The sequence below is a fragment of the Pseudenemella bisphenolivorans genome, assembly GCF_051133435.1.
In the GTDB taxonomy this organism is placed as follows: Bacteria; Actinomycetota; Actinomycetes; order Propionibacteriales; family Propionibacteriaceae; genus JAAYAO01.
This window is the reverse complement of sequence record NZ_JBPGNY010000004.1, coordinates 31,783-54,722: the sequence shown is the minus strand read 5'-3', so window position 1 is coordinate 54,722 and position 22,940 is coordinate 31,783. Positions and strand designations below refer to the sequence as shown.

At 68.2% G+C, this 22,940-nt stretch carries 20 protein-coding genes; 8 read left to right on the top strand and 12 right to left on the bottom strand.

What is annotated here, in order from left to right; all coding sequences use genetic code 11:
- Position 1 precedes the first annotated feature (1 nt).
- Positions 2–967 (top strand): uroporphyrinogen decarboxylase/cobalamine-independent methonine synthase family protein, encoded by a 966-nt coding sequence (locus tag ACR4XW_RS10330; protein ID WP_434760480.1) that lies wholly within the window; start codon positions 2–4, stop codon positions 965–967.
- Here ACR4XW_RS10330 and ACR4XW_RS10325 read toward each other — a convergent pair.
- Positions 945–2,402: an MFS transporter gene (locus tag ACR4XW_RS10325; RefSeq protein WP_434760479.1), complete on the bottom strand. Its 1,458-nt coding sequence runs from the start codon at positions 2,400–2,402 to the stop codon at positions 945–947. The two genes, ACR4XW_RS10330 and ACR4XW_RS10325, sit on opposite strands and share 23 nt — an antisense overlap.
- Before the next feature lie 38 nt (positions 2,403–2,440).
- On the opposite strand from ACR4XW_RS10325, the gene ligA reads away from it, so the two are divergent.
- Both ligA and ACR4XW_RS10315 read left to right on the top strand, forming a co-directional pair.
- Complete coding sequence (gene ligA / locus ACR4XW_RS10320) at positions 2,441–4,609, top strand: NAD-dependent DNA ligase LigA (RefSeq protein ID WP_434760478.1); 2,169 nt, start codon at positions 2,441–2,443, stop codon at positions 4,607–4,609.
- A gap of 149 nt (positions 4,610–4,758) precedes the next feature.
- Positions 4,759–5,250: a DUF3145 domain-containing protein gene (locus ACR4XW_RS10315; protein ID WP_434760477.1), complete on the top strand. Its 492-nt coding sequence runs from the start codon at positions 4,759–4,761 to the stop codon at positions 5,248–5,250.
- A 71-nt stretch (positions 5,251–5,321) separates the two neighbouring features.
- Here ACR4XW_RS10315 and ACR4XW_RS10310 read toward each other — a convergent pair whose 3' ends face one another.
- The 7 genes from ACR4XW_RS10310 to ACR4XW_RS10280 form a co-directional block, all read right to left on the bottom strand.
- A complete protein-coding gene (locus tag ACR4XW_RS10310; RefSeq protein ID WP_434760476.1) occupies positions 5,322–5,993 on the bottom strand; it encodes a hypothetical protein in 672 nt (223 codons plus the stop codon).
- An 86-nt stretch (positions 5,994–6,079) separates the two neighbouring features.
- On the bottom strand, positions 6,080–7,489 hold the full coding sequence (locus tag ACR4XW_RS10305) for an acyl-CoA carboxylase subunit beta (RefSeq protein ID WP_434760475.1): 1,410 nt from the start codon (positions 7,487–7,489) through the stop codon (positions 6,080–6,082).
- 1 nt (position 7,490) lies between these two features.
- Positions 7,491–8,744 carry a beta-ketoacyl-[acyl-carrier-protein] synthase family protein gene (locus ACR4XW_RS10300; protein WP_434760474.1) on the bottom strand — a complete coding sequence of 418 codons (1,254 nt, stop codon included), beginning with the start codon at positions 8,742–8,744 and terminating at the stop codon, positions 7,491–7,493.
- Between the two features lie 65 nt (positions 8,745–8,809).
- Positions 8,810–9,055 carry an acyl carrier protein gene (locus ACR4XW_RS10295; RefSeq protein WP_434760473.1) on the bottom strand — a complete coding sequence of 82 codons (246 nt, stop codon included), beginning with the start codon at positions 9,053–9,055 and terminating at the stop codon, positions 8,810–8,812.
- A gap of 41 nt (positions 9,056–9,096) precedes the next feature.
- Positions 9,097–10,092, bottom strand: coding sequence for a beta-ketoacyl-ACP synthase III (locus ACR4XW_RS10290; protein ID WP_434760472.1), 996 nt, complete (start codon positions 10,090–10,092; stop codon positions 9,097–9,099).
- Positions 10,089–11,312 (bottom strand): acyltransferase domain-containing protein, encoded by a 1,224-nt coding sequence (locus tag ACR4XW_RS10285; protein WP_434760471.1) that lies wholly within the window; start codon positions 11,310–11,312, stop codon positions 10,089–10,091. The genes ACR4XW_RS10290 and ACR4XW_RS10285 overlap by 4 nt, the downstream gene beginning before the upstream one ends.
- A gap of 79 nt (positions 11,313–11,391) precedes the next feature.
- Positions 11,392–12,594 carry a PucR family transcriptional regulator gene (locus ACR4XW_RS10280; RefSeq protein ID WP_434760470.1) on the bottom strand — a complete coding sequence of 401 codons (1,203 nt, stop codon included), beginning with the start codon at positions 12,592–12,594 and terminating at the stop codon, positions 11,392–11,394.
- 59 nt (positions 12,595–12,653) lie between these two features.
- Here ACR4XW_RS10280 and ACR4XW_RS10275 point away from each other — a divergent pair, with 59 nt between their 5' ends.
- Positions 12,654–13,670: a PHP domain-containing protein gene (locus tag ACR4XW_RS10275; RefSeq protein ID WP_434760469.1), complete on the top strand. Its 1,017-nt coding sequence runs from the start codon at positions 12,654–12,656 to the stop codon at positions 13,668–13,670.
- A 3-nt stretch (positions 13,671–13,673) separates the two neighbouring features.
- Here ACR4XW_RS10275 and aceE read toward each other — a convergent pair whose 3' ends face one another.
- Positions 13,674–16,427: a pyruvate dehydrogenase (acetyl-transferring), homodimeric type gene (aceE, locus tag ACR4XW_RS10270; RefSeq protein WP_434760468.1), complete on the bottom strand. Its 2,754-nt coding sequence runs from the start codon at positions 16,425–16,427 to the stop codon at positions 13,674–13,676.
- A gap of 138 nt (positions 16,428–16,565) precedes the next feature.
- Here aceE and ACR4XW_RS10265 point away from each other — a divergent pair, with 138 nt between their 5' ends.
- The 4 genes from ACR4XW_RS10265 to ACR4XW_RS10250 are packed head-to-tail and all read left to right on the top strand — an operon-like array spanning position 16,566 to position 20,574.
- Positions 16,566–16,985, top strand: a complete 420-nt coding sequence (locus ACR4XW_RS10265; protein WP_434760835.1) for a DUF3052 domain-containing protein — start codon at positions 16,566–16,568, stop codon at positions 16,983–16,985.
- Positions 16,982–17,476 carry a redoxin domain-containing protein gene (locus tag ACR4XW_RS10260; RefSeq protein WP_434760467.1) on the top strand — a complete coding sequence of 165 codons (495 nt, stop codon included), beginning with the start codon at positions 16,982–16,984 and terminating at the stop codon, positions 17,474–17,476. Before ACR4XW_RS10265 ends, ACR4XW_RS10260 begins: the two co-directional genes overlap by 4 nt.
- A 58-nt stretch (positions 17,477–17,534) precedes the next feature.
- Complete coding sequence (locus ACR4XW_RS10255) at positions 17,535–19,763, top strand: 6-phosphofructokinase (RefSeq protein WP_434760466.1); 2,229 nt, start codon at positions 17,535–17,537, stop codon at positions 19,761–19,763.
- Positions 19,764–19,767: 4 nt separating this feature from the next.
- Complete coding sequence (locus tag ACR4XW_RS10250) at positions 19,768–20,574, top strand: Cof-type HAD-IIB family hydrolase (RefSeq protein ID WP_434760465.1); 807 nt, start codon at positions 19,768–19,770, stop codon at positions 20,572–20,574.
- Here the strand turns inward: ACR4XW_RS10250 and ACR4XW_RS10245 are convergent, their stop codons facing one another.
- From ACR4XW_RS10245 to ACR4XW_RS10235, 3 genes are read right to left on the bottom strand one after another with little or no spacing between them, the layout of a single operon-like run.
- Positions 20,575–21,000: a hypothetical protein gene (locus ACR4XW_RS10245; protein WP_434760464.1), complete on the bottom strand. Its 426-nt coding sequence runs from the start codon at positions 20,998–21,000 to the stop codon at positions 20,575–20,577. It lies immediately after the preceding gene.
- 29 nt (positions 21,001–21,029) lie between these two features.
- Positions 21,030–21,650 carry a response regulator transcription factor gene (locus ACR4XW_RS10240; protein ID WP_434760463.1) on the bottom strand — a complete coding sequence of 207 codons (621 nt, stop codon included), beginning with the start codon at positions 21,648–21,650 and terminating at the stop codon, positions 21,030–21,032.
- A complete protein-coding gene (locus tag ACR4XW_RS10235) occupies positions 21,647–22,840 on the bottom strand; it encodes a sensor histidine kinase (protein WP_434760462.1) in 1,194 nt (397 codons plus the stop codon). The genes ACR4XW_RS10240 and ACR4XW_RS10235 overlap by 4 nt, the downstream gene beginning before the upstream one ends.
- Positions 22,841–22,940 lie beyond the last annotated feature (100 nt).

Sequence of the window (22,940 nt, the reverse complement as noted above, 5' to 3'; positions counted from 1 at the left end):
GATGGGATCGTGGCCCGGGGTCGACCTGCCCGCGGTGCTGCGGTTGACCATGGGGGAGTTGCCCGACCTGCCCTACCTGCCCGAACTACCCGCCCGCGGCGCGGCGGCCGGGCTGGTCGGTCGCGGAATCGGCTTGCTGCTCGGCCTGGCCGCCGACCTCCAACCGGCAGGCTGGCGGCTGACCGGGGCCGACTCCGGCTCGAGCCGGGATCAGCGGCGGGCCAAGGCCCAGATCCGCGACGACCTCGACCAACTCGAGGAACAGGCCCACGAGTGGACCGGGGATTTCAAACTGTCCTTCCCCGGCCCGTGGACGATGGCCGGCACCGTCGAACTGCCCCGCGGTGAACTCGTGCTCTCCGACACCGGAGCCCGCCGGGAACTCACCGAAGCACTCGGCCTTGGTATCGCCGACTTCATCGCCGAGGTCGAACGCCGCCTGCCGCAGGCCACCATCCGCACCCAGGTGGACGAACCCCTCCTGGCCGCAGTACTGGCCGGCACCCTCCCCACCGCCAGCGGGTACCGCCGGCACCGGGCGGTCGACCAACCGGAACTCTCCGAGGGCCTCGAGGTGGTGCGGGCCGGGCGTGCCGATGTGTTGCACTGCTGTGCGGTGGGCACCCCGTGGCGCACCGTGATCGACGCCGGCTTCATACCGGCGGCCGACCTCGACCTGCTGACCGCCGCCGACTGGGACATCTTCGGCCCGGCCCTGGACTACGGCGCCGAACTCTGGCTCGGGGTGGCGCCCACCCACGTCCCGGACGAGGTGCCCGGCCCCGATCAGCTCGCCGAACGTGCGCTGAAGGCGCTGCGCCCCCTGGAACTGGGCCCCGGTCTGGCCGATCGCATCGTGCTCACCCCGGCCTGCGGACTGGCCGGCTGGACCCAGCGGCCGGCGGTGCAGTTGCTGCGCAATCTGACCTCGGCAGCCGCCATCGTCACCGAGGAGCTCGCTCGCTGAACTGGCGCCGGTCGAGCATCGCGAAGGCGAAAGCCAACAGGGAGATCAGGGCCACCAACACGAAGCCGATCTCGAAGGCCCGGTTCCAGTCCCACCTGTCCACGGCGAGGAAGAACACCCCGGTGAGTACCGCGATACCGATCGCGGTGCCGATCCGTTCGGCGGTCTGTTTCACCCCGCCGGCGGTACCCCCGTGCTCCAACGGCACGTCCTGCATGGCCAGGGTCTGACTGGCTGCAACGAATCCGCCCATCCCGATGCCGTTGAAGAACAGCGGTACCGCCAGCCAACCGAACCCGATGCCGAGGCGCTCGACCAGAACCACCACCAGTACCGACCCCAGGGCGGAGCCGAGCATCAGCAACATCGCCGCCGGCAGCAGCCGTCGGCCATGGGTGTGGGCCTGTTGCCCGGCCCAGACCGAGACCATCGCCGAACTGATCGCACCGCTGAGACCCACCAGGGCCGTTTCCAGGGCACTGGCACCCAGACCGTTCTGCACATACAGGGCCAGCAGCACATAGACCGCCGGCTGGGCCAGGAAGACCACGCTGGCAATCCGCACCTGATTGCTGAACGAACGGAAGGAGAACAGGGCCAGATCGACCATCGGTGCCCGGCCGGAGTCGCGATAGAAGCGCTCCCACCGCACCCAGGCGAACAACAGCACCGGCGCCACCAGCAACAGCAGCAGGATCCACGGCCGGTCGTGCACCATGAACGGCAGCATCAGACTCAACACCGCCAGCATCAGCAGCACCGAGCCGAGCGGGTCGAGATCGAACTTCGGCACCCCGGCGCTGCGGGAGTTCCACAATCGGCGTTCCTGGCTGAAGGGAAACCAGCGCAGCGCCAGCACCAGCCCGATCAGGCCGATCGGCATGTTCACCAGGAAGGACGCCCGCCAACCGTTCTCGGGCCCCAACAGCGCGATCAGCGCTCCGGTGAGCACCGGCCCGATCGCCACCGACACCGAGATCACCAGCCCGAACCAGCCGAAAGCCGTACCGCGCGACCGCCCGGTGAAGTACTGCTGGATCATGCCGGTGATCTGCGGGTTCACGATGCCCGCGCCGACCCCCTGGAGCAGTCGGGCGATGTTCAACACCATCGGGGTGGGGGCCAGCCCACAGGCCAGGGAAGCGAGCAGGAAAACCACCACACCGAGCATGAAGAAGGCACCGCGGCCCACCGCGTCACCGGTGCGGCCGGCCGGCACCAGGGTGATACCGAAGACCAGGGCATAGCCCGACAGCACCCACTGCAGATCACCGCCGGTGGCACCCAGGCCGCTCTCGATCGCCGGCAGTGCGACGTTGACCGAGGACACCGCCATCATCGACATCGCCAGGAAGGACAACAACACCCCCAACACCTTGCGGCGATCGAACACCCGGGAGGATTCGGGGATTCGGATCAGGTGGGGGTTGGACATGGGCTCCTTTCTACACGCTGCCGCCGGAACCGCCCACAATGCCCGATCTGTCACCGCCGGGGCGGTATCGTCCACACGTGAGTGAAACCCCCGATGCCCAGACCGGGCCCGACGAGCAGGCCAGCGAACGCCATGCCGAGCTCAGCCAACTGATCATCGATCATCGCTGGCGCTATTACGTGCTGGACGCGCCCACGGCCTCCGATGCCGAGTTCGACGCCCTGTTGGCCGAACTGGAGGCATTGGAAGAAGCCCACCCCGGCCTGCGCACGCCCAACTCACCCACCCAACAGGTCGGTGCACCGGTGTCGACCACCTTCGCGCCGATCACCCATCGCGAACCGTTGATGAGCCTGGACAACGTGTTCAGCGCCGAGGAACTCCTGCGCTGGGAGGAGCGGATCCGGGGCGCGGCACCGAGGGCCGAGTTCGTCTGCGAGTTGAAGATCGACGGCCTGGCGGTCGACCTGGTCTACGAACACGGACGGTTGGTCTCCGGCGCGACCCGGGGTGACGGTCGGGTGGGGGAGGACATCACCGCCAATGTGCGCACGATCGCCGACGTTCCCGACCGGTTGACCACCGACGATCCGCCCGCCCTGCTCGAGGTGCGCGGGGAGGTTTTCCTCAGCCGGACTTCTTTCGACGAGATCAACGCCCGACTGGCCGATGAGGGCAAGGCACCCTTCGCCAACCCGCGCAATGCCGCAGCCGGTTCGCTGCGCCAGAAGGATCCGCGGGTGACCGCCCGCCGGGCACTGGGGTTCATCTGTCACGGGATGGGTGCGGCCGAGGGCATCGAGATCGACCGGCTGTCGCAGTTGTACCCGTTGCTGGCCTCGATGGGCCTGCCGGTATCGGAACACAACGAGCTCCACACCACCGGTGAGGGCATCGCGAGCTACATCGAGCGGGCCGCCGAAGGACGCCACGATTTCGGACACGAGATCGACGGGGTGGTGATCAAGGTCGACCAGCGTGCGGTGCAGGACGAACTCGGTTTCACCTCGCGGGCGCCGCGTTGGGCGATCGCTTACAAGTACCCGCCCGAGGAGGTCAACACCAAGCTGCTCGACATCCGGGTCAACGTCGGACGCACCGGCCGGGTCACTCCCTACGCGGTGATGGAACCGGTGTTGGTGGCCGGTTCCACGGTCTCGATGGCCACCTTGCACAACGCCTCGGAGGTGGTGCGCAAACAGGTGCTGATCGGCGACACGGTGGTGCTGCGCAAGGCCGGCGATGTGATCCCCGAGGTGCTGGGCCCGGTGGTCGATCTGCGCGACGGCACCGAATACGCCTTCGAGATGCCCACCCGGTGCCCGGCCTGCGGCACGGAGTTGGCCCACGAGAAGGAGGGCGATGCCGACATCCGTTGCCCGAACCAGCGCAGTTGCCCCGCCCAGTTGCGCGAACGGCTCTTTCACGTCGGCTCCCGCTATGCCCTGGATATCGAGAACCTCGGCTATCAGGGCGCCGATGCGTTGCTGTCGGCCGGACTGTTGAGCGATGAGGGCGACCTGTTCGACCTGACCGCCGATGACCTGCTGCGCACCGAGTTCTTCACCCGCGCCGCCAAGAAATCCGAGCAGGACGACGGCGCCGGTGACCGGGTGGTGAACGCCAATGGGCTCAAACTGCTCGCGAATCTGGACGAGGCCAAGACCCGTCCCTTCGCCCGCTTCCTGATCGCCCTGTCGATCCGGCACGTCTCGCGCGGGATCGCCCCCGACCTGGCGGCCGCCTTCGGTTCGATCGAGGCCCTCGCCGACGCGTCGGAGGAGGAGCTGCTGGCGGTGGAGGGCGTCGGGCCGCAGTTGGCAGCCGCGATCGGCGAATGGTTCGGCACCGATTGGCGCCGCGAGATCGTCCGCAAATGGCAGGCCGCCGGTTGCGTGCTGGCCGATGAACCGGCCGAGACCGGTGACACTCCGCAGACCCTGGCCGGGCTGAGCATCGTGGTCACCGGCTCGTTGCCCGGGCACACCCGCGACAGTGCCGCCGAGGCGATCACCAGCCGGGGCGGCAAAGCAGCCGGGTCGGTGTCGAAGAAGACCGATTTCGTGGTGGTCGGCGATTCGCCCGGGTCGAAGTACGACAAGGCGGTGCAACTGGGCCGGCCGATTCTGGACGCGGACGGGTTCGAGGTCTTGTTGACCGAGGGTCCGGAGGCCGCGGGGAAGGTGGCGAGAGTCGAGGAGGCCTAGGGACGTTGTTACCTGGGGACGTTGTTAACAATGTGCCTGATGGGGCCCATTGTTAACTGGGTGCCCGGTGGGGCACAATGGACATGTTCTCTCCCACCAGTCGAGGTTGTCGGGGAAGGCACGCCTCGGTGCCGAAGGAGGGAACGCAGATGAATACTCGTGGTGTCGTGTACATCCACTCCGCCCCGTCGGCATTGCGCCCCCACGTCGAGTGGGCCGTGTCCGGCGTTCTTGGCGTACCCGTCTCCTGGCAGTGGACGGCCCAGCCGGTGATTCCCGGAACCCACCGCACCGAATGGTCGTGGACCGGCCCGGTCGGTACCGCCGCGGCCATCGCGAGCTCGCTGAAGGGCTGGCAGAAGCTGCGCTTCGAGGTCACCGAGGAACCCACCGCCGGCAGTGAAGGCAGCCGTTACAGCTACACCCCGGCACTGGGGGTCTTCCACGCCACCACCGGCCTGCACGGCGACATCCTGGTGCCCGAGTTGCGGTTGAAGCAGGCGGTGCTGCAGGCGACCCTGGCCGACCGTCCGATCACCGAAGCCCTCGACGAGTTGCTCGGCACACCCTGGGACGACGAGTTGGAGGCTTTCCGGCACGCGGGGGAGGACACCCCGGTGCGCTGGTTGCACGTGGGCTGAACACACCGCATCGGCCGAAACCAGAAGTGCCCCCGACCGCGATGGACGGGGGCACTTCTTGGTGAAGCAGATCAGCCCGGGGTGTTGGAGATGGCCGCGGGCCCGGCGATCAGGAAGAAGATGACGAACACGATGATCGGGCCGAGGATGCCCAGAATCGTGGCGATGATGCCGAAGGTCCGTCCCCGCTTGGTGGCGATCGCGATGATGCCCATGATCAGGCCGGCCAGAATCGGCAGACCGCTGAACAGGTAGACCATGAAGGTCAGCCCGAAGGTCGCGTACTCACCCTGCAGGGCGGCCGGCGGGTTGTCCGGGATGTCGGTGGTACCCAGTTGATCGACCATCGTGGTGTAGGCGTTGCCGCCGACGATGGCCATGATCAGCGACAGCAGCACACCCAGGCCGCCGATGATCAGCGCCAGGGTGCCCAGCAGACCCGACTTGGGAGCCGTGGCCGTGGTGGTGTCACCGTAGGCGCCGTAGGGGCTGGATTCGTACGGGTTGGAGGCCGCCACCGGCGAACCGTAGGGATCGGCTTCGGGGGCCGACTGCGAGGAGCCGGCCGAGGTGTAACCGGTCATCTGCCCGTACAGGTCGTGCTGCTGCTGGGGATCGGTGCCGGGCTGGCCGTACTGCCCCTGGCCGTACTGACCCGGCTGACCCGGCTGGCCCGGCTGACCGTAGGGGTCGTTGCCGCTCTGCTGACCGTAAGGGTCGTTGCTGCCGTAAGGGTTCGACACGAAAAGGCTCCAATCGAAGAATCAACCGCAACAGGGTAGCGCCCCAGCGGGTCCTTCCGCTCGTTGCGTTACCAAGCTGGGATCGGTCAGAGGGGGATGTTCGTATGCGCGCCGCGCACCCCGTGGTCGGCGTCGCGAATCGCTGCTGCCAGGGCGCTGCGGGTGACGGTCGGTTCGATCATCTCGTCCACCACACCGATCTCGACGGCCTTCTCGACGCCGCCGGCGATCCGCTCGTGTTCGGCGGCCAACTGGGCCTCCAGGGCCGGACGCTGATCCTCGGGGGCTGCGGCCAGCTTGCGGCGATGCAGAATCCGCACCGCGGCCACCGGACCCATCACCGCGATCTCCGCACCGGGCCAGGCGAACACCCTGGTGGCTCCCAGCGAACGGGCGTTCATCGCGATGTAGGCGCCGCCGTAGGACTTGCGGGTGACCAGGGTGACCCGGGGGACGGTGGCCTCGGAGAAGGCGTGCAGCAGTTTCGCGCCGCGACGCACCACGCCGTCCCACTCCTGGCCGACCCCGGGCAGGTAACCCGGTACGTCGACCAACACCACCAACGGCACCCCGAAGGCGTCACACATCCGGACGAACCGGGCGGCCTTCTCCGCACTCAACGAGTCGAGGCAGCCACCCAACCGCAGCGGGTTGTTGGCGATTACGCCGACCGTGCGTCCGCCGAGACGCCCCAGGGCGATCACGATATTCGGCGCCCACCGGGCATGCAGTTCGATCATGGTGCCCTCGTCGAGCACCCCGTCGATCACCGGGTGTACGTCGTAGGCACGCTTGGGCGACTCGGGCAGCAGCTTGGCCAGGTCGGTGTCGGTGACCTCGCCGACGCGGCCCTGATCGGCCAGCAGCGAGATCAGCGTCCGGCCCCGGGCCAGCGCGTCGGCCTCGTCCTCGGCGACGATGTGCACCACACCGGAACGGCGGCCGTGGGTGTCGGGCCCGCCCAGGCGCAGCATGTCGACGTCCTCACCGGTCACCGAGCGCACCACATCGGGGCCGGTGACGAAGATCCGGCCCTTCGGGGCCAGGATCACCATGTCGGTCAGGGCCGGGCCGTAGGCGGCGCCACCGGCGGCGGCACCGAGCACGATCGAGAGCTGCGGCACCTTGCCGGAGGCCTGGGTCATCGCGTGGAAGATCTTGCCCACCCCGTCCAGGGAGAGCACCCCCTCGGCCAGCCGGGCCCCACCCGAATGCCAGATGCCGATGATCGGAATCCGGTCGGCAATCGCGCGCTCGTAGGCGTCCACGACGACCTGGCAGCCGTCGATGCCCATCGCTCCACCCATCACGGTGGCGTCGGAGCAGAACGACACGGCCTTCGAGCCGTTGATCGTGCCGACGGCGGCGAGCATGCCCGAACCGTCGTCGGGGGAGATCAACTCGACCGATCCCTCGTCGAAGAGGGCGGCCAGGCGCAGGTTGGGGTTGCGCGGATCGCTTTCGCGAGGCGGCTTGGTGGCAGTGGGGGCAGTCATCTCAGTTCTCCGGGGTCTGGTGGGCGTTGGAGATGGCGACCGCGACGTTGTGTCCGCCGAATCCGAAGGAGTTGTTGATGGCGGCGAGATCACCCTCGGGCAGTTCGCGCACCTCGGTGGCGATGTCGATGCCCAGATCCGGTTCCGGGTTCTCCAGGTTGATCGTCGGCGGCACCTTGCGCTCGTGCAGGGCGAGGATGGTGGCCAACGATTCCATCGCCCCGGCCGCACCGAGCAGGTGCCCGGTCATCGACTTGGTGCCGTTGACGATGGCAGCGGTGTCCTGGCCGAGGGCATTGCGGATCGAACCGGCCTCGGTGACGTCACCCTGCGGGGTGGAAGTGGCGTGTGCGTTGACGTGCACGATGTCGCCGGCGCTGAGGCCGGAATCGCGTAGCGCCTTGAGCATCGCCTCGGACTGGCCGCTGCCCTCGGGTTCGGGCTGCACCATGTCGTGGGAGTCGGCGGTGATGCCGGCACCGGCCAGGGTGCCGTAGATCTTGGCGCCACGGGCCTGGGCGTGTTCCAGCGATTCCAGCACCATGATCGCGGCGCCCTCACCGAGCACGAAGCCGTCCCGGTCGACATCCCAGGGACGCGAGGCGCGCTCGGGTTCGTCGTTGCGCCGGCTCAGGGCCTGCATCTGGGCGAAAGCGGCCAGCGGCAGCGGATGCACCACACCCTCGGTGCCGCCGACCACGACCACATCGGCGCGGTTCAGCCGGATCAGGTCCAGGCCCTGGGTGATCGCCTCGTTGCTGGAGGCGCAGGCCGACACCGGGGTGTGCACCCCGGCCTTGGCGCCGATCCGCAGGCCGACATTGGCTGCGGCGGCATTGGCCATCAGCATCGGGATCGCCATCGGGGAGACCCGACGGTGACCCTTCTCGCGCAGGGTGTCCCAGTTGCTGATCAGCGTCTGCAAACCGCCGATACCGGTGCCGATGCTGACCGCGAGCCGGTGGTGATCGAGTTCGGCCTCGTCCAGACCGGCATCGGTCCAGGCCTCGGTCGCCGCGACGACACCCAGTTGGGAGGCGCGGTCGAGCCGGCGGGCAACCACCCGGTCGAGAATCTCGGTGGGATCAACCGCCACCTCGGCGGCGATCTGGGAGGGCAACTCGGCGGCCCAGTCCTGGGTCAGCCGGGCCACGCCGCTGGTACCCGCCAGCAGGGCCTGCCAAGTGGTCGGCACGTCGCCGCCGAGCGGGGTGGTGGCACCCAGACCGGTGATAACCACGGTTCGCAACGTCATTGATCTCTCCTGCTGGTGGGGCTGGTGGTGCCCCGCCGCACGATGTCGGCGGGGCGTCGACGACCTCAGGCGGAGGCGCGCTCGATGTAGGCGACGGCGTCACCGACGGTCTTGAGGTTCTTGGCCTCCTCGTCGGGGATCGACACGCCGAACTTGTCCTCGGCGGCGTAGATGATCTCGACCATCGACAGCGAGTCGACGTCCAGGTCGTCGGTGAAGCTCTTGTCGAGCTGGATGTCGTCCTGCGGCAGACCGACAACCTCGTTGACGATGTCGGCCAGGTCGGCGCGGATCTGTTCAGTGGTGGCCATGGGGTTTCTCCTTCTTGTGTTGGGTGGAGTTCTTGGGGAAATCAGGGAAGCACGATGACCTGACCGGCATACACCAGTCCGGCACCGAAGCCGATGATCAGGCAGGTCTGCCCGGTGTGCACCGCACCATCGGCGTACAGGGCATCGATGCCCGCGGGGATGGAGGCGGCCGACGAGTTGCCGCAGTGGGCGATGTTCTGCGAAATCACGGTGCGATCGGTGAGCCCCATCGAGCGCTTCATCGCATCGGTGATCCGGCCGTTGGCCTGGTGGGGGACGAACACGTCGAGTTCCTCGGCGGTGATCCCGGCCTTCTCGAGGGCCTCACCGGCCTTCTTGGACAGTTCGAAGGCGGCCCACTTGAACACGGGATTGCCGTCCATCACGAAGGTGGGGTGTTCACCCGACTTGAGGGCGTCGCCCCATTCCTCCGACTGGTAGATCAGGTAGCCGCGGGCGGCATCCGAGCCCCACACCACCGGGCCGATGCCGGGGGTGTCACTGGGGCCGACGACCGCGGCTCCGGCGCCGTCGGCGAAGATGAAGGCGGTGGAGCGGTCGCTCTTGTTGGTCAGGTCGCTGAGTCGTTCCACCCCGATCGCCAGGACGTGGGTGGCCGCCCCGCTGCGCACCAGGGCATCGGCCTGGGCGATCGCGTAGCAGAAGCCGGCGCAGGCCGCGGAGATGTCGTAGGCCGGGGCGCCGACCGCACCGACGTCGAGAGCGATCTTCGGGGCGATGCCGGGGGTCTGGTGGAAGTGCGAGACGGTCGCCACGATCACCGCATCGATCTGGTCGGCGGCGATGCCGGCATGTTGCAGGGCCTTCTCGGCCGCGGCGGTGCCCATCATCGCGACGGTCTCTTCGTCGGTGGCCCAGCGTCGCTCGCTGATTCCCGATCGGGTGCGGATCCACTCGTCGGAGGAGTCGATCCAGGTGCACACCTCGGCGTTGTCGACGACCCGGCTGGGGGTGTACGACCCGACGCCCAGCACCCGGGCGAACGGAGAACCTTCGGAGGACTTGATGGTGGTCACGGGGTCACCTCGGTGGCGTCGGTGGATTCGGCGAAGGGTTGCAGGCGCAGCAGCGGCTGGCCGGGGGCGACCGGGTCGCCGTCCTCGACGAGCCATTCCACGATCTGGCCGCCGTGCGGGGCGGTGACCGGGATTTCCTCGCGCAGGTTGGCGACCGCGCCGATGGTGGCCAGTTCCGGCAGCAGGGCGCCCTCATCGGTTTCGGCGGAGCGGGTGAAGCTGCCCTTGGCCGGGGCCACGATCAACTGCCAGGTCGGGTTCAGGGCTTGGCTGGGGCCACCGTTGTTGGCCGGTTCGGCATGCCGCTGGACGAAGTCGCGGGCACCCTCGAGGTCATCGGGGGTGTTCAGGTTGAACAGTTCGACGCCCTTGAGGTTGCGCTTGGCGATACCGGTCAGGGTGCCGGCCGGGGTGACCTCCATCAGGCCGGTGACACCCAGGTCGGCCATCGTCTGCATGCACAGGTCCCAGCGCACCGGGTGCGCGACCTGGCCGACGATCCGCTTGACCATCTCGGGGCCGTGAGCCACCACCAGGCCGTCTCGGTTGGACAGCAGGCGGGTGCGCGGGTCGTGGGTGGACACCGACTTGGCCAGCGACCCCAGGTGTGAGACCGCGGGCTCCATGTGCACGGTGTGGAAGGCGCCGGCCACGCTCAGCGGCACCAGGCGGGTGCGGGCCGGCGGGTTGGCGGCGAGTTGCTCCAACTGCGCCACGGTGCCGGCCGCCACGATCTGACCCGTGCCGTTGTTGTTGGCCGCGGTGAGTCCGGCGGCCTCGATGGCGGCCATCACCTCGTCGGGCTTGCCGCCCACCACCGCGGTCATCGAGGTCGGCTGGACGGCGGAGGCCTCGGCCATCGCCCGGCCGCGTTCGCGCACCAGCACCATCGCGGCCTCGGCGCTGAACACGCCGACCGCAGCGGCTGCGGTGATCTCACCGACGGAGTGGCCGGCGGTGACCCCGATCAGGCCGAAGGCATCCGCCGGGTGGGGGAACAGCTCCAGGGCGCTGAGCAGGCCGGCGGCCACCAGCAGCGGCTGGGCCACGGCGGTGTCCCGGATGGTGTCGGCGTCGGCCTCGGTGCCGTAGTGCACCAGATCCATCCCGCTGACGGCCGACAACCACTGCAGTCGGTCGGCGAAGCTGGGCAATTCCAGCCAGGGGGTCAGGAATCCGGGAGTCTGGGAGCCCTGTCCGGGCGCAACGATTGCAAGCACGAGCCCTACTCTTCACCCTCGCGAGGCATCGAGGCGTGCGGTAAGGCGACCAAAAGATCAGATGGATTTTGTGAGAGTCCTACAACGGACCCAGCAGTGGACCCAGGGTGAGCCCCAGCCGCAGGGCATAGGCGTCGCGTGCGTCGGTGGGGGAGTAACCGGTCTCGTCCTGAATGCGGCGCAGGCGGTAGCGCACGGTATTGGCGTGGACGAACAACTCCCGGGCGGTGGCCTCGATCGAGGAGCCGTGGGCGAAGAAGCTGGTCAGGGTTTCCAGCAGGTTGTTCCCGGCTGCCACCAGCGGGGCGTGCACCCGCTGGGCCAGGGCCCGGCGGGCGTGTCCGTCGCCGTTCAGGGCCCGTTCGGGGAACAGGTCGCTGGCACCGACGGGACGGGGCGCGTCGGGCCAGGCGACCGCGGCCCGGATCCCGGCGAGGGCCGAGCGGGCGCTGCGATTGGCTTCCATCAGGTGTTCCACCACCGGGCCGACCACCACCGGGCCGGGGTCGAAATGGTCAGCCAGTTCGGCGATCCGCTCCACCGCGTGGTGTTCGCTGTCGAAGTCGGGCGAGCCCAGCACCACCACCAACCGGTCGCCGTGCAGCGCGGCCAGCACGTCCATGCCCTTCTTGCGGGCCCTCCGGCGCAGTTCGTCGGCGACCACGATCGGGTTGGATTCCGGGGCGGTGCCCATCACCACGGTGAGCGGGTTGTCCGAACTCCAGCCCATCGTGGAAGCACGTGACAGCACCGTCTCGTCGGTTTCGCCGCGGATCACCGCGTCGACCACCAGGGCTTCCATCCGGGCGTCCCAGGTGCCGCGAATCTCGGCAGCGCGGGCGTACACCTCGGCGGCGGCGAAGGCGACCTCGCGCGAGTAGCGCACGATCGCGTGCTGCAGGGCCTGGCGGTCGCCACGGGGCATCAACTGCTGGATCTGGGTCTCGACCACGTCGATCGTGGTGCGCACCAGTTCCACGGTTTGGTGCAGGGTCACCTGCCGGGTCAGCCCGCGCGGGGCGGCACCGAAGATCACCGCGCTGGTGAACTGGGACGGGTCGCGGAACCACTGCACGAACCCGTCGATACCGCTCTGGGCGACCAGCCCGACCTGGGAGCGGGCGTTGGCCGACAGTGCGCCGAACCAACTGTGCCGGGCCTCCATCTCGGCCATCGTGGCGGTGCTGATCTGCCCGGTCACCGCGCTGAGCCGTCGGCTGATCGCCGCCCGGGTGCGGGCGGACGGCAGCCCGGCCCGGCCGGCGGCATCATCGGGAGTCATGGGCGGCAGCCTAGACCTTCCGGGCGATCGATGGGTGCGGGCGTGCTAGACCTGAGCTTGTGGATGCCGTTGCAGCCCTGCGGGAGGTCGCCTACTGGCTCGACCGGGCCCGGGCCGACTCCCGCCGGGCGATCGCCTACCGGCGGGCCGCCGACGTGGTCGCCGGACTGTCGGAGGCTGAACTGCGCGACCTTCTGGCGCGGGATTGGCGGGATCTGGCTGGGGTCGGGCCGAGCACCGGCAAGGTGATCGCGGCCGCGTTGGCCGGTGAGGTGCCCGCCACCTTGGCAGAACTGCGGGCCGCCGGCGCCGAACCGCTCACCAGCGGGGGAGCCGCCTTGCGATCGGCCCAGCGAGGTGACCTGCATCTGCACACCACCTGGTCGGACGGCAGCGCATCGATGGCCGAGATGGTGGCCTGTGCCGAGGCGCTCGGCCATGAATGGCTGGCGATCACCGACCACTCACCGCGGCTGCGGGTCGCCAACGGTCTCAGCGCCGAGCGGTTGCGAGCCCAGTTGGCCGAGATCGAGGCCCTGGCAGCCGACCGGGACGGCGAGATCCGGATTCTGCGTGGGATCGAGGCCGACATCCGCGCCGATGGCAGCCTCGACCAGGATCCGGAACTGCTGGCCGACCTGGACGTGGTGGTCGCCTCGGTGCACTCCCACCTGCGTGCCGACGCCGAGTCGATGACCCACCGCATGGTGCGCGCGATCGCCAACCCACGCACCAATGTGCTCGGCCACTGCACCGGACGGCTGGTCGAGGGCGAACGCGGGCTGCGTCCACCGTCGGTATTCGATGCCGAGGTGGTCTTCGAGGCCTGCCGGCAGTTCGACGTCGCGGTGGAGATCAACTCCCGTCCGGAACGCTGCGATCCGCCCGACGAGTTGTTGCGATTGGCCGCCGAGATGGGCTGCCTGTTCGCGATCAACACCGACGCCCACGCCCCGGGGCAGCTCGAGTTCTTCCACTACGGCTGCGCCCGGGCCCAGGAAATGGGAATACCCGCCGACCGGATCATCACGACCTGGTCGGCGGGCACCCTGCTGGATTGGATTGCCGGGGGCTGAGCCTCAGGCGCCGGCGCCCTCCTGCTTCACGCCACGGGTGGCGGTCGGGTCGTCCACCCGGTACTTCTCGTAGGCTTCCTTGGCCGCCCCGGCGCGGTACTGGCCGGTCTTCTCCAACTGGGCCAAGGTGGCGACCACGATCGACTCGGCGTCGACCTGGAAGAACCGGCGAGCACCCGCGCGGGTGTCGGCGAAGCCGAACCCGTCGGTACCCAGCGAGGTCCATTCGTTGGGTACGTAGCCACGGATCTGGTCCTGTACCGAACGCATGTAGTCGCTGACCGCCACGGCCGGACCCTCGGTGCCGGCCAGCTTGCTGGTCACGTACGGCACCTTGGGTTCCTCACCCGGGTTGTCGAAGTTCCACTGGTCGGCGGCCAGGGCATCGCGGTTCAGTTCGTTCCAGCTCGTCACCGACCACACCTGGGCGTCGACATGCCATTCCTCGGCCAGCATCTTCTGGGCCTTGTGCGCCCAGGGCAGGGCGACACCCGAGGCCAACAACTGGGCCTTGGCATTGCCGTCGTTGCGGTGCGGGCCGACCAGGTGGATGCCCTTGAGGATGCCCTCGACGTCCACGTCGTCGCCCGGGATCGGCTGGGCGACCGGCTCGTTGTACATCGTCAGGTAGTAGATGATGTTCTCGCCGTTGGGGTGGTCGGGGTTGTCGTGGCCGTACATCCGGCGCAGACCGTCCTCGATGATGTAGCCGATCTCGTAGGCATAGCCCGGGTCGTAGTGCACCACGGCCGGGTTGGTCGAGGCGATCAACGGGGAATGCCCGTCGGCGTGCTGCAGACCCTCACCGGTCAGGGTGGTGCGGCCGGCGGTGGCGCCGATCAGGAAGCCGCGGGCCAACTGGTCGGCGGCCGCCCAGATGAAGTCGCCGACCCGCTGGAAGCCGAACATCGAGTAGAAGATGAACACCGGGATCATCGGCTCACCGTGGGTGGCGTACGAGCTGCCCGCCGCGGTGAAGGACCCCAGGCCACCGGCCTCGGAGATGCCCTCGTGCAGCAACTGACCGTCGACGGCTTCCTTCCACTGCAGCAGCAGCTTGCGGTCGATGCCCTCGTAGGTCTGGCCCTGCGGGTTGTAGATCTTCGCGGTCGGGAACATCGAGTCCATCCCGAAGGTGCGGAACTCGTCGGGGGCGATCGGAACGATCCGGTCGCCGATCTTCTCGTCGCGCATCAGGTCGCGCAGCAGCCGCACGAAGGCCTGGGTGGTGGCCACCGTGTGTTCCCCGGACGGCTTGGTGAGTTCCTCGTACACCTTCGGCCCGGGCAGCGAGATCTTGCGGGGCTTGACCTTGCGGATCGGCACGTAGCCGCCGAGCTTGCGACGACGCTCCTTGAGGTACTGGATCTCTTCGGAGTCGTCGCCGGGGTGGTAGTACGGCGGGTTGTTGGCGTCCTCGAGTTCCTTGTCCGAGATCGGGATGTGGATCCGGTCGCGGAAGGCCTTGAGGTCCTTGACGGTGAGCTTCTTCATCTGGTGGGTGGCATTGCGCGCCTCGAGGGCATCGATCGTCCACCCCTTCACCGTCTGGGCCAGGATCACCGTCGGCTGGCCGACGTGTTCCTTGGCGGCCTTGTAGGCGGCGTAGACCTTCCGGTAGTCGTGGCCACCGCGGGACAACTTGGTGAGGTCTTCATCGGTGTGGTTGGCCACCAACTGACGCAACCGGTGGCTGTCGAAGAAGTGCTCACGAATGTAGTCGCCACCCTCGACCGAGTAGGTCTGGAACTGCCCGTCGGGGGTGGTGTTCATCTTGTTCAGCAGCGCGCCGTGGCTGTCGGCGGCCAACAACGGGTCCCATTCGCGGCCCCACAGCACCTTGATCACATTCCAGCCCGCGCCCAGGAAGAACGACTCGAGCTCCTGGACGACCTTGCCGTTGCCGCGCACCGGGCCGTCGAGCTGCTGCAGGTTGCAGTTGATCACGAAGGTGAGGTTGTCGAGTTCCTCACGGGCCGCGACGCCGATCGCACCGAGCGACTCCGGCTCACCCATCTCACCGTCGCCGAGGAAGGCCCAGACGTGCTGGTCGGAGGTGTCCTTGATCCGGCGGTTGTGCAGGTAGCGGTTGAACCGGGCCTGGTAGATCGCGTTCAGCGGGCCGATACCCATCGACACGGTCGGGAACTCCCAGAAGTCCGGCATCGACCGGGGGTGGGGGTAGGACGACAGGGCGTTGGGCTGGTGGGTCTTCTCCTGGCGGAAGCCGTCCAGATCGGCGGCGGTGAGCCGGCCGAGCAGGTACGAACGGGCGTAGATGCCGGGTGCGGCGTGGCCCTGGACGAAGATGTGGTCACCGCCACCGGGGGAGTCCTTGCCCCGGAAGAAGTGGTTGTAGCCGACCTCGTACAGCGAGGCCGCGCTCTGATAGGTGGCGATGTGGCCACCGACCTCGAGGCCCTTGCGGTTGGCCTTCGACACCATCACCGCGGCATTCCAGCGGATCGCCCGACGGAACCGGCGCTCGATGTCCTCGTCGCCGGGGAACCAGGGTTCGTCCTCGGGCGCGATCGTATTGATGTAATCGCTGCTGCGGAAGGTGGGCAGCCCCACCTGACGTTGGCGGGCTCTTGCCATCAATTGCAGCATCACGTACCGGGCCCGGTGTTGACCACGTTCGTCAAGCATTGCATCGAAGGATTCGAGCCACTCGTGGGTCTCGTCAGGATCGATATCGGGAATCTGGCTGTAGAAGCCCTGGGCCGAGATCGGCGGGAACTCCCCGGGTGTCGCCATGTGTTTGCGTCCTCTCCACTGAACCCTCGACCGAATTGTGTCTGGCCGAGGCGAGTCGGAGACCACCTTACGCGGCTGAGGCTTCACGTAAATGCATGTGATCTGGCAGTCTGTTCGCAACAGGAGCCTACGGGTGCCATAACAGGTTGTGGAGGGGAAGTGGCTGGCGTAACCGACAGACTCGGGGTGAAAGCCGGTCTGGTCGTGCAGGAGCTCGGCTGGGATGGTGACGTGGACGAGGATCTGCGCGCCGAAATTGAGGACGCCATCGATGCGGACATGATCGAGGACGCGGTGGAAGCCGTCGACATGGTGCTGCTGTGGTGGCGCGACGACGATGGTGACCTGATCGACGGGATGGTGGATTCGCTCACCGACCTGTCGGACCAGGGAGTGATCTGGTTGATGACTCCCAAGGTGGGACGTTCCGGCTATGTCGATCCCGCCGATGTGGCCGAGGCCGCCATCACCGCGGGGCTGGCGCTCACCTCGACGGCAGCGGTGTCGTCGGACTGGGCCGCCAGCAAGTTGGTTCGGCCGAAGTCCTCTCGCCGGTGAGTATCCCGGTCGGGGCGCCGGCACCCGCCTTCACCACGCGCAACCAATTCGGGCAACCGGTCAGTTCGGCCGGGTTGCGGGGAACGCCGCTGCTGCTGGTGTTCTTCCCCTACGCCTTCACCTCGGTGTGCACCGGGGAGGTGCGCGCCCTGGGGGAGCGGCGCGAACGGATCGAAGCCCTGGGATGCCGGACGGTGGCGATCTCGACCGACACCATGTTCACCCTGCGGGTCTTCGACGAGCAGGAGGAACTGGGCCTGACACTGCTCACCGACCATTGGCCGCACGGCCGGATCGCCTCCGACTTCGGGGCTTTCGACGAAACTCTGGGCTGTGCCGGACGGGTGTCCTTCCTGATCGACGCCGAGGGCATCGTGCGCTGGCACGACAGCAGCGACCTGCCCGCGCCGCGTGACTTCGAGGCCCACCTGGCGGCCATCCGCGAACTGTTGGGCGGCCCCGGCCCCGAAAGTGGCGAGCGCCGTCCCTAGACTGAATCCCGGCCGGGTCACCCCACGCGCCAGCCGCCCGATTCAAGGAAGTGTCGCGATGTCCGAATCCTCCGACCGCAAGATCCGTATCGGTGTGCTGACCAGCGGCGGTGACGCCCAGGGGATGAACGCCGCGGTACGGGCCATCGTCCGGGCCGGCCTGCACGCCGGCGCGGAGGTCTATGCGATTCGCGAGGGCTGGCAGGGTGCGGTCGACGGCAGCGGCATCGTGCCGATGAGTTGGGACGACGTCGGCTCGATTCTGCACCGCGGGGGCACCGTGATCGGCACCGCCCGCTGCGACGAGTTCCGGGAACGCTCCGGTCTGCGCAAGGCCGCCCGCAACCTGGTGCAGCACGGCATCGACCGGCTGATCGTGATCGGTGGGGACGGGTCGTTGGCCGGGGCGAACGAGTTCCGTCAGGAATGGCCGGGGCTGTTGGACGAGTTGGTCGAGGCCGGGGAACTGACCACCGACCAGGTCGAGGAACACCGGTCACTGTTCATCGCCGGGCTGATCGGCTCGATCGACAACGACATGGTCGGCACCGACATGACGATCGGCACCGACTCGGCCCTGCACCGGATCACCGAGGCGATCGACGCGATCTCGTCCACCGCGGCCAGCCATCAGCGCAGCTTCGTGGTCGAGGTGATGGGACGCCGCTGCGGTTACCTGGCCCTGACCGCTGCCCTGGCCGGTGGAGCCGACTACGCGCTGATCCCGGAACGTCCGCCCGCCGACGGCTGGGAGGACCAGATGTCGGAGATGCTGCGCCGCGGCCGGGCGGCCGGCCGGCGCGACTCGATCATCGTGGTCGCCGAGGGAGCCAAGGATCGCCACGGCGAGCCGATCACCTCCCAGCGGGTCAAGGACGCGTTGCGCGAGCGGCTCGGTGAGGACGCCCGGATCACCATCCTCGGTCACGTCCAACGCGGCGGAACCCCCAGCGCCTATGACCGGTGGATGGCCACGATGCTGGGTGTGGCGGCCGTGGACGAGGTGCTCGCGGCCAAGTCCGACAGTGCACCCCAGGTACTCGGGGTGCGGTCGAACCGGGTGCAGCGGATGGACCTGATGGACGCCGTGGCGGCCACCCGCCGGGTCGCCGACCGGGTCAAGGCCGGCGACTACGAACAGGCGATGGAGGGCCGCTCGGCCAGCTTCGGCGAACTCGTCCGGATCATGGACGAGATCACCGAGGCCCAACCCAGCGCTCAGGACCTGGAGCGGGGCCGACGGATCGGCATCATGCACGCCGGTGGTCTGGCCCCGGGCATGAACAGCGCCGCCAAGGCCGCCGTCCGGTTGGGTCTGAACCGGGGCCACACGATGCTCGCCATCCGGGGCGGCTTCCCCGGCCTGGCCGACGACCGGGTCGAACCGGTCACCTGGGGTGAGGTCGAGGGCTGGGAGGGCACCGGCGGTGCCGAACTCGGCACCCGCCGCGAGGTGCCGGTGGACGAGCAGTTGTACCTGATCGGCCGGGCCATCGAACGTCACGAAATCGACGGCCTGCTCGTGATCGGCGGGTTCAGCGCCTATGAGGCCGTGCACCGGCTGTGGGAATCGCGCAAGCTCTACCCGGCGTTCAACATTCCGATCGTCACCCTGCCGGCCAGCATCGACAACAACCTGCCCGGGGCCTCGATGTCGGTGGGTGCCGATACCGCGTTGAACATGGACGTGATGTTGATCGATCGGCTGAAACAGTCGGCGATCGCCTCGCAGCGGTGTTTCGTGGTGGAGACGATGGGTCGCTACTGCGGCTTCCTGGCGCTGGCCAGCGGGGTGGCGGCCGGCGCCGAACGGGTGTACCTCAACGAGGTGCCGTTCAGCATCGCGGACCTGGAACGTGATGTGGCCGCGATGCGCGAATCCTTCGCCAAGGGCCGCCGTTTCTATCTGGCGGTGCGCAACGAAGAGGCCAACGAGTACTACACCACCGACTTCCTGCGCCGGCTGTTCGAGGCCGAGGGCGGCGAGAACTTCGATGTCCGCCAGGCGATCCTCGGCCACGTCCAGCAGGGCGGCACGCCGAGCCCCTTCGACCGGGTCGCCGCGATCCGCTATGCCGCCAAGGGGCTCGACGAACTCGACCGCCAGTTCGCCGCCGGCGCCCACGAGGCATGTTTCGCCGCCGAGGGCCCGGAAGGACTGCGCCACTACGTATCGTTCAAGGCGATGGACGACATGGTCGACTGGCCGAAGCGCCGCCCGGTGGAGCAATGGTGGATGCAGTTGCTGCCGATCATGAGCAAGTTGTCGAACCGACCCGAGGAGTAATTCAGTGCCCGATCTGCCGTACCGTGCAGTTGCCATCGACATCGACGGGACGCTGCTGAGCAGCCGCAAGGTGGTGTTGCCGAGCACGGTGGAATGGATCGCTCGTGCCCGGGCCGCCGGTGCCCACGTGATGATTTCGTCCGGACGGCCGATCAGCGGCATCCGCGGTCAGGTCGAACGTGGCGGGTTGACCACACCTCTGGCCCTGTCGGGGTACAACGGGGCGATCGCGCGCACCAGTGACGACGAGGTTTTCGTCGATCACCGGATGCCGGCCGAAACGGCCCGCGAGGTACTGCGCTTCGCCCACCACCGGCCCGGTTCCCGGATGGCCTGCGTGGACGACCGGCTGATCGCCGACGACCCGAACGGTTTGCTGGTGCGGCAGGAGATCGAGGGCAACCTGATGACTCCCGAGGTGATTCCCGACCTGAACGAGGTGGACGAGCCGATGCACAAACTGCTCTTCGTCGGGTCGGCCGATGACACCGTAATGACCGAACAGGCCCTGCTCGACGAGTTCGGGGATCGGCTCGCGATCACCCGCAGCGCCCCGATCTACTGTGAGGTGTCGATGCCCGAGGCCACCAAGGGCGGCTCCCTGCAGGCCTACTGCGACTACTACGACATCCCGATCGAACAGTCGATCGTGTTCGGTGATGCGCACAACGACCTGGCGATGTTGCGCGCGGCCGGGCTCGGGGTGGCGATGGGCAACGCCCACGACGACGTGAAGGCCGCCGCCGACCGGGTGACGGCCTCCCACGACGACGACGGGATCGCCCTGGTGCTGGAGGAGTTCTTCGGCTGATCAGCTGAAGCCGAACTTCTCACATTCCCGGCGCAGGTCGGCCATCCCCTTCGCGGCCACCTCGAGTTTCATTCGGTTGATGCCCTCGGAGATCGCTTCACCATGCTTGCCCATGTCGGTGAACTTCGGGTCGCTGCGGGCCGCAGCCATGGCCATCGTCGAGGTGGATTGCATCCGGAAGTAGTTGGGTTGGCTGAGGTCGGTGATCCGGTCGGCCCAGTTCTCGGGGACGCGGTCCAACATCCGACAGGTCATGCGGGCGTCGACGTCATCGGTCGCGGCGGGTTGCCGATCGGCCGTGGAATTACCGGCGAAAACCAGCCAGCCGACGGCGAGGCCCAGCAGAACTCCCACCACCGCTGCGGCCACGGCCACGATCCACGGAATGACGCTGCGGGTCTTCGGTGTTGCGCCTGGGTAGGTCATGCCAAGTCATTGTGCCGTCCGGGCGTGGGTCACAACAGCCCGCGGCGCCGGGCCACCGCGACCGCTTCGGTGCGCGAGGAGACCGACAGCTTGCCGAAGATGTGGGCCAGATGGGTCTTGACCGTGGCCCGGGAGATGAACAACCGCTCCGCGATCGCATCATTGGAAGCCCCTTCGGCGACCAGTTCCAGCACCTCCAACTCCCGCAGGCTCAACGACAGGGTCGGACGACGCATCCGGCCGAGCAGCCGACGCTGAATGGCCGGGCCGAGGGTGACCTCGCCGGCCGCGGCCGCCCGGATCGCGGCGGTCAACTCGTCGGTGGGGGAGTCCTTCAGCAGGTAACCGGTGGCGCCCGCCTCGACCGCAGTGAGGATGTCGTTGTCGGTGCCGTAGGTGGTCAGCACCAGCACCGGGGGGCCGCCGTCGGCGACGATTTCGGCGGTGGCTTCGGCGCCGGACATCCGGTCCTCGCCGAAGCGCAGGTCCAGCAACAAAACGTCGGCGGTGGTGCCCGACCGCAGCGCGGTGAGCAGGTCTTCGCAGGTGTCGTAATCGGCCACCACCGTCATATCGGGCTGGGCCTCGACCAGGGCCCGCAGCCCGGCTCGCACCACGGGGTGGTCATCGGTGAGTATCACCCGGATCACAGGTCCTCCTCGGGGTAGGGCAGGGTCACCGCGACGGTGGTGCCGTCGCCCGGGGCGGAGACGACCACCACTCGGCCACCCAATTCGGCGACCCGGGAACGGATCCCGCGCAGCCCGAAACCGTCCGGCTTGTGCTGGGAGGGGTCGAAGCCGATGCCGTCGTCGACGACATCCAAGCTCACCTCGTTCGGGCCGTAAGTGAGGGTGGCCTCCACCGTGGTGGCATCGGCATGTTGGGTCACATTGGCCAGTGCGGACTGCAGAATCCGCAACACCGCGGCCTCGGTGACCACCGGCAGCCAACGGGGCTCGCCGACGATCCGTAGCTGGGCGTGCAGTCCGTTCGAGCCGCCGGCCTGCTCGATGGCACGGCGCATCGCCTCGGGCAGGGGATGGTGCTCCAGGTCGGCCGGGGTCAGGGCATGGACGAACCGGCGGGCTTCGGTGAGGTTCTGCCGGGCGGTGTCGCCGGCCCGCTCCACCAACTCCCGTGCCGACCCCTCGCCGATCTGCGGGCCCGCCGCCCGCAACAACAGATCGATCGCCGACAGGCCCTGGGCGAGGGTGTCGTGAATCTCGCGCGCCAGCCGTTCCCGCTCACCCAGCACCGCACGTTCGCGTTCGGCCTCGGCCAACCAGCCCCGGGCCCGGCTCAGCTCGTCCAGCAACTGCTGCCGGTTCTCGGTCTCGCGGGCCAGCCCCTCCAGGCCCAGCAGCACCGTCACCGCCACCGCCGAACCCAGCAGCGGCCCGAGCACGGTTCCCAGGGTCACCTGCGGCGCCGACCAGAGCCCGTGGACGATGGCCATCGTGGTGGCGACCGCGACCGCGACGCCACCCCAGATCGGCCCGAGGGCATGCATCGCCAACAGAGCCAGCGGGAAAGCCACCCACAATCCGGACGGGCTGGTGTGCAGCAGCCCGGCCCAGAGCACGATCAGCAGCAGAATCCAGGCACCGTTGGGCCACCACTTACCGCGCGGGGCGTCCAGGGGTGCGGCATGGGTGCGGATGGTCACCCGGCCGACCACGTAGACGGTCAGGAAGGTGGCGCCCAGAACGGCCATCAGCCACGGGCTGTTACCGGCGCCGGCGCCGGTTGCCACGGCCAGCGCGACCAGGCCGATCAACATCACGTCGAGCCCGTTCAGCAGCACCTTCGTGATGCGACTGAACGATGCCGTTGCCATAGCCCTCAGTCTAGGCAGGGCACCATCGGCCGAAAGGATGATCCGGGCATCGTCCGGCAGGTGCGGGCCGAACCGGCACCGATGGTGATGTATCCGGGCG

Coding starts and splice junctions, on each gene's coding strand:
- ACR4XW_RS10295 (WP_434760473.1), bottom strand. CDS start 9,055: ATGGCCACCACTGAACAGATCCGCGCCGACCTGGCCGACATCGTCAAC.
- ligA (WP_434760478.1), top strand. CDS start 2,441: ATGCCCGATCTGTCACCGCCGGGGCGGTATCGTCCACACGTGAGTGAA.
- ACR4XW_RS10280 (WP_434760470.1), bottom strand. CDS start 12,594: ATGACTCCCGATGATGCCGCCGGCCGGGCCGGGCTGCCGTCCGCCCGC.
- ACR4XW_RS10325 (WP_434760479.1), bottom strand. CDS start 2,402: ATGTCCAACCCCCACCTGATCCGAATCCCCGAATCCTCCCGGGTGTTC.
- ACR4XW_RS10255 (WP_434760466.1), top strand. CDS start 17,535: ATGTCCGAATCCTCCGACCGCAAGATCCGTATCGGTGTGCTGACCAGC.
- ACR4XW_RS10330 (WP_434760480.1), top strand. CDS start 2: ATGGGATCGTGGCCCGGGGTCGACCTGCCCGCGGTGCTGCGGTTGACC.
- ACR4XW_RS10235 (WP_434760462.1), bottom strand. CDS start 22,840: ATGGCAACGGCATCGTTCAGTCGCATCACGAAGGTGCTGCTGAACGGG.
- aceE (WP_434760468.1), bottom strand. CDS start 16,427: ATGGCGACACCCGGGGAGTTCCCGCCGATCTCGGCCCAGGGCTTCTAC.
- ACR4XW_RS10245 (WP_434760464.1), bottom strand. CDS start 21,000: ATGACCTACCCAGGCGCAACACCGAAGACCCGCAGCGTCATTCCGTGG.
- ACR4XW_RS10300 (WP_434760474.1), bottom strand. CDS start 8,744: ATGACGTTGCGAACCGTGGTTATCACCGGTCTGGGTGCCACCACCCCG.
- ACR4XW_RS10305 (WP_434760475.1), bottom strand. CDS start 7,489: ATGACTGCCCCCACTGCCACCAAGCCGCCTCGCGAAAGCGATCCGCGC.
- ACR4XW_RS10315 (WP_434760477.1), top strand. CDS start 4,759: ATGAATACTCGTGGTGTCGTGTACATCCACTCCGCCCCGTCGGCATTG.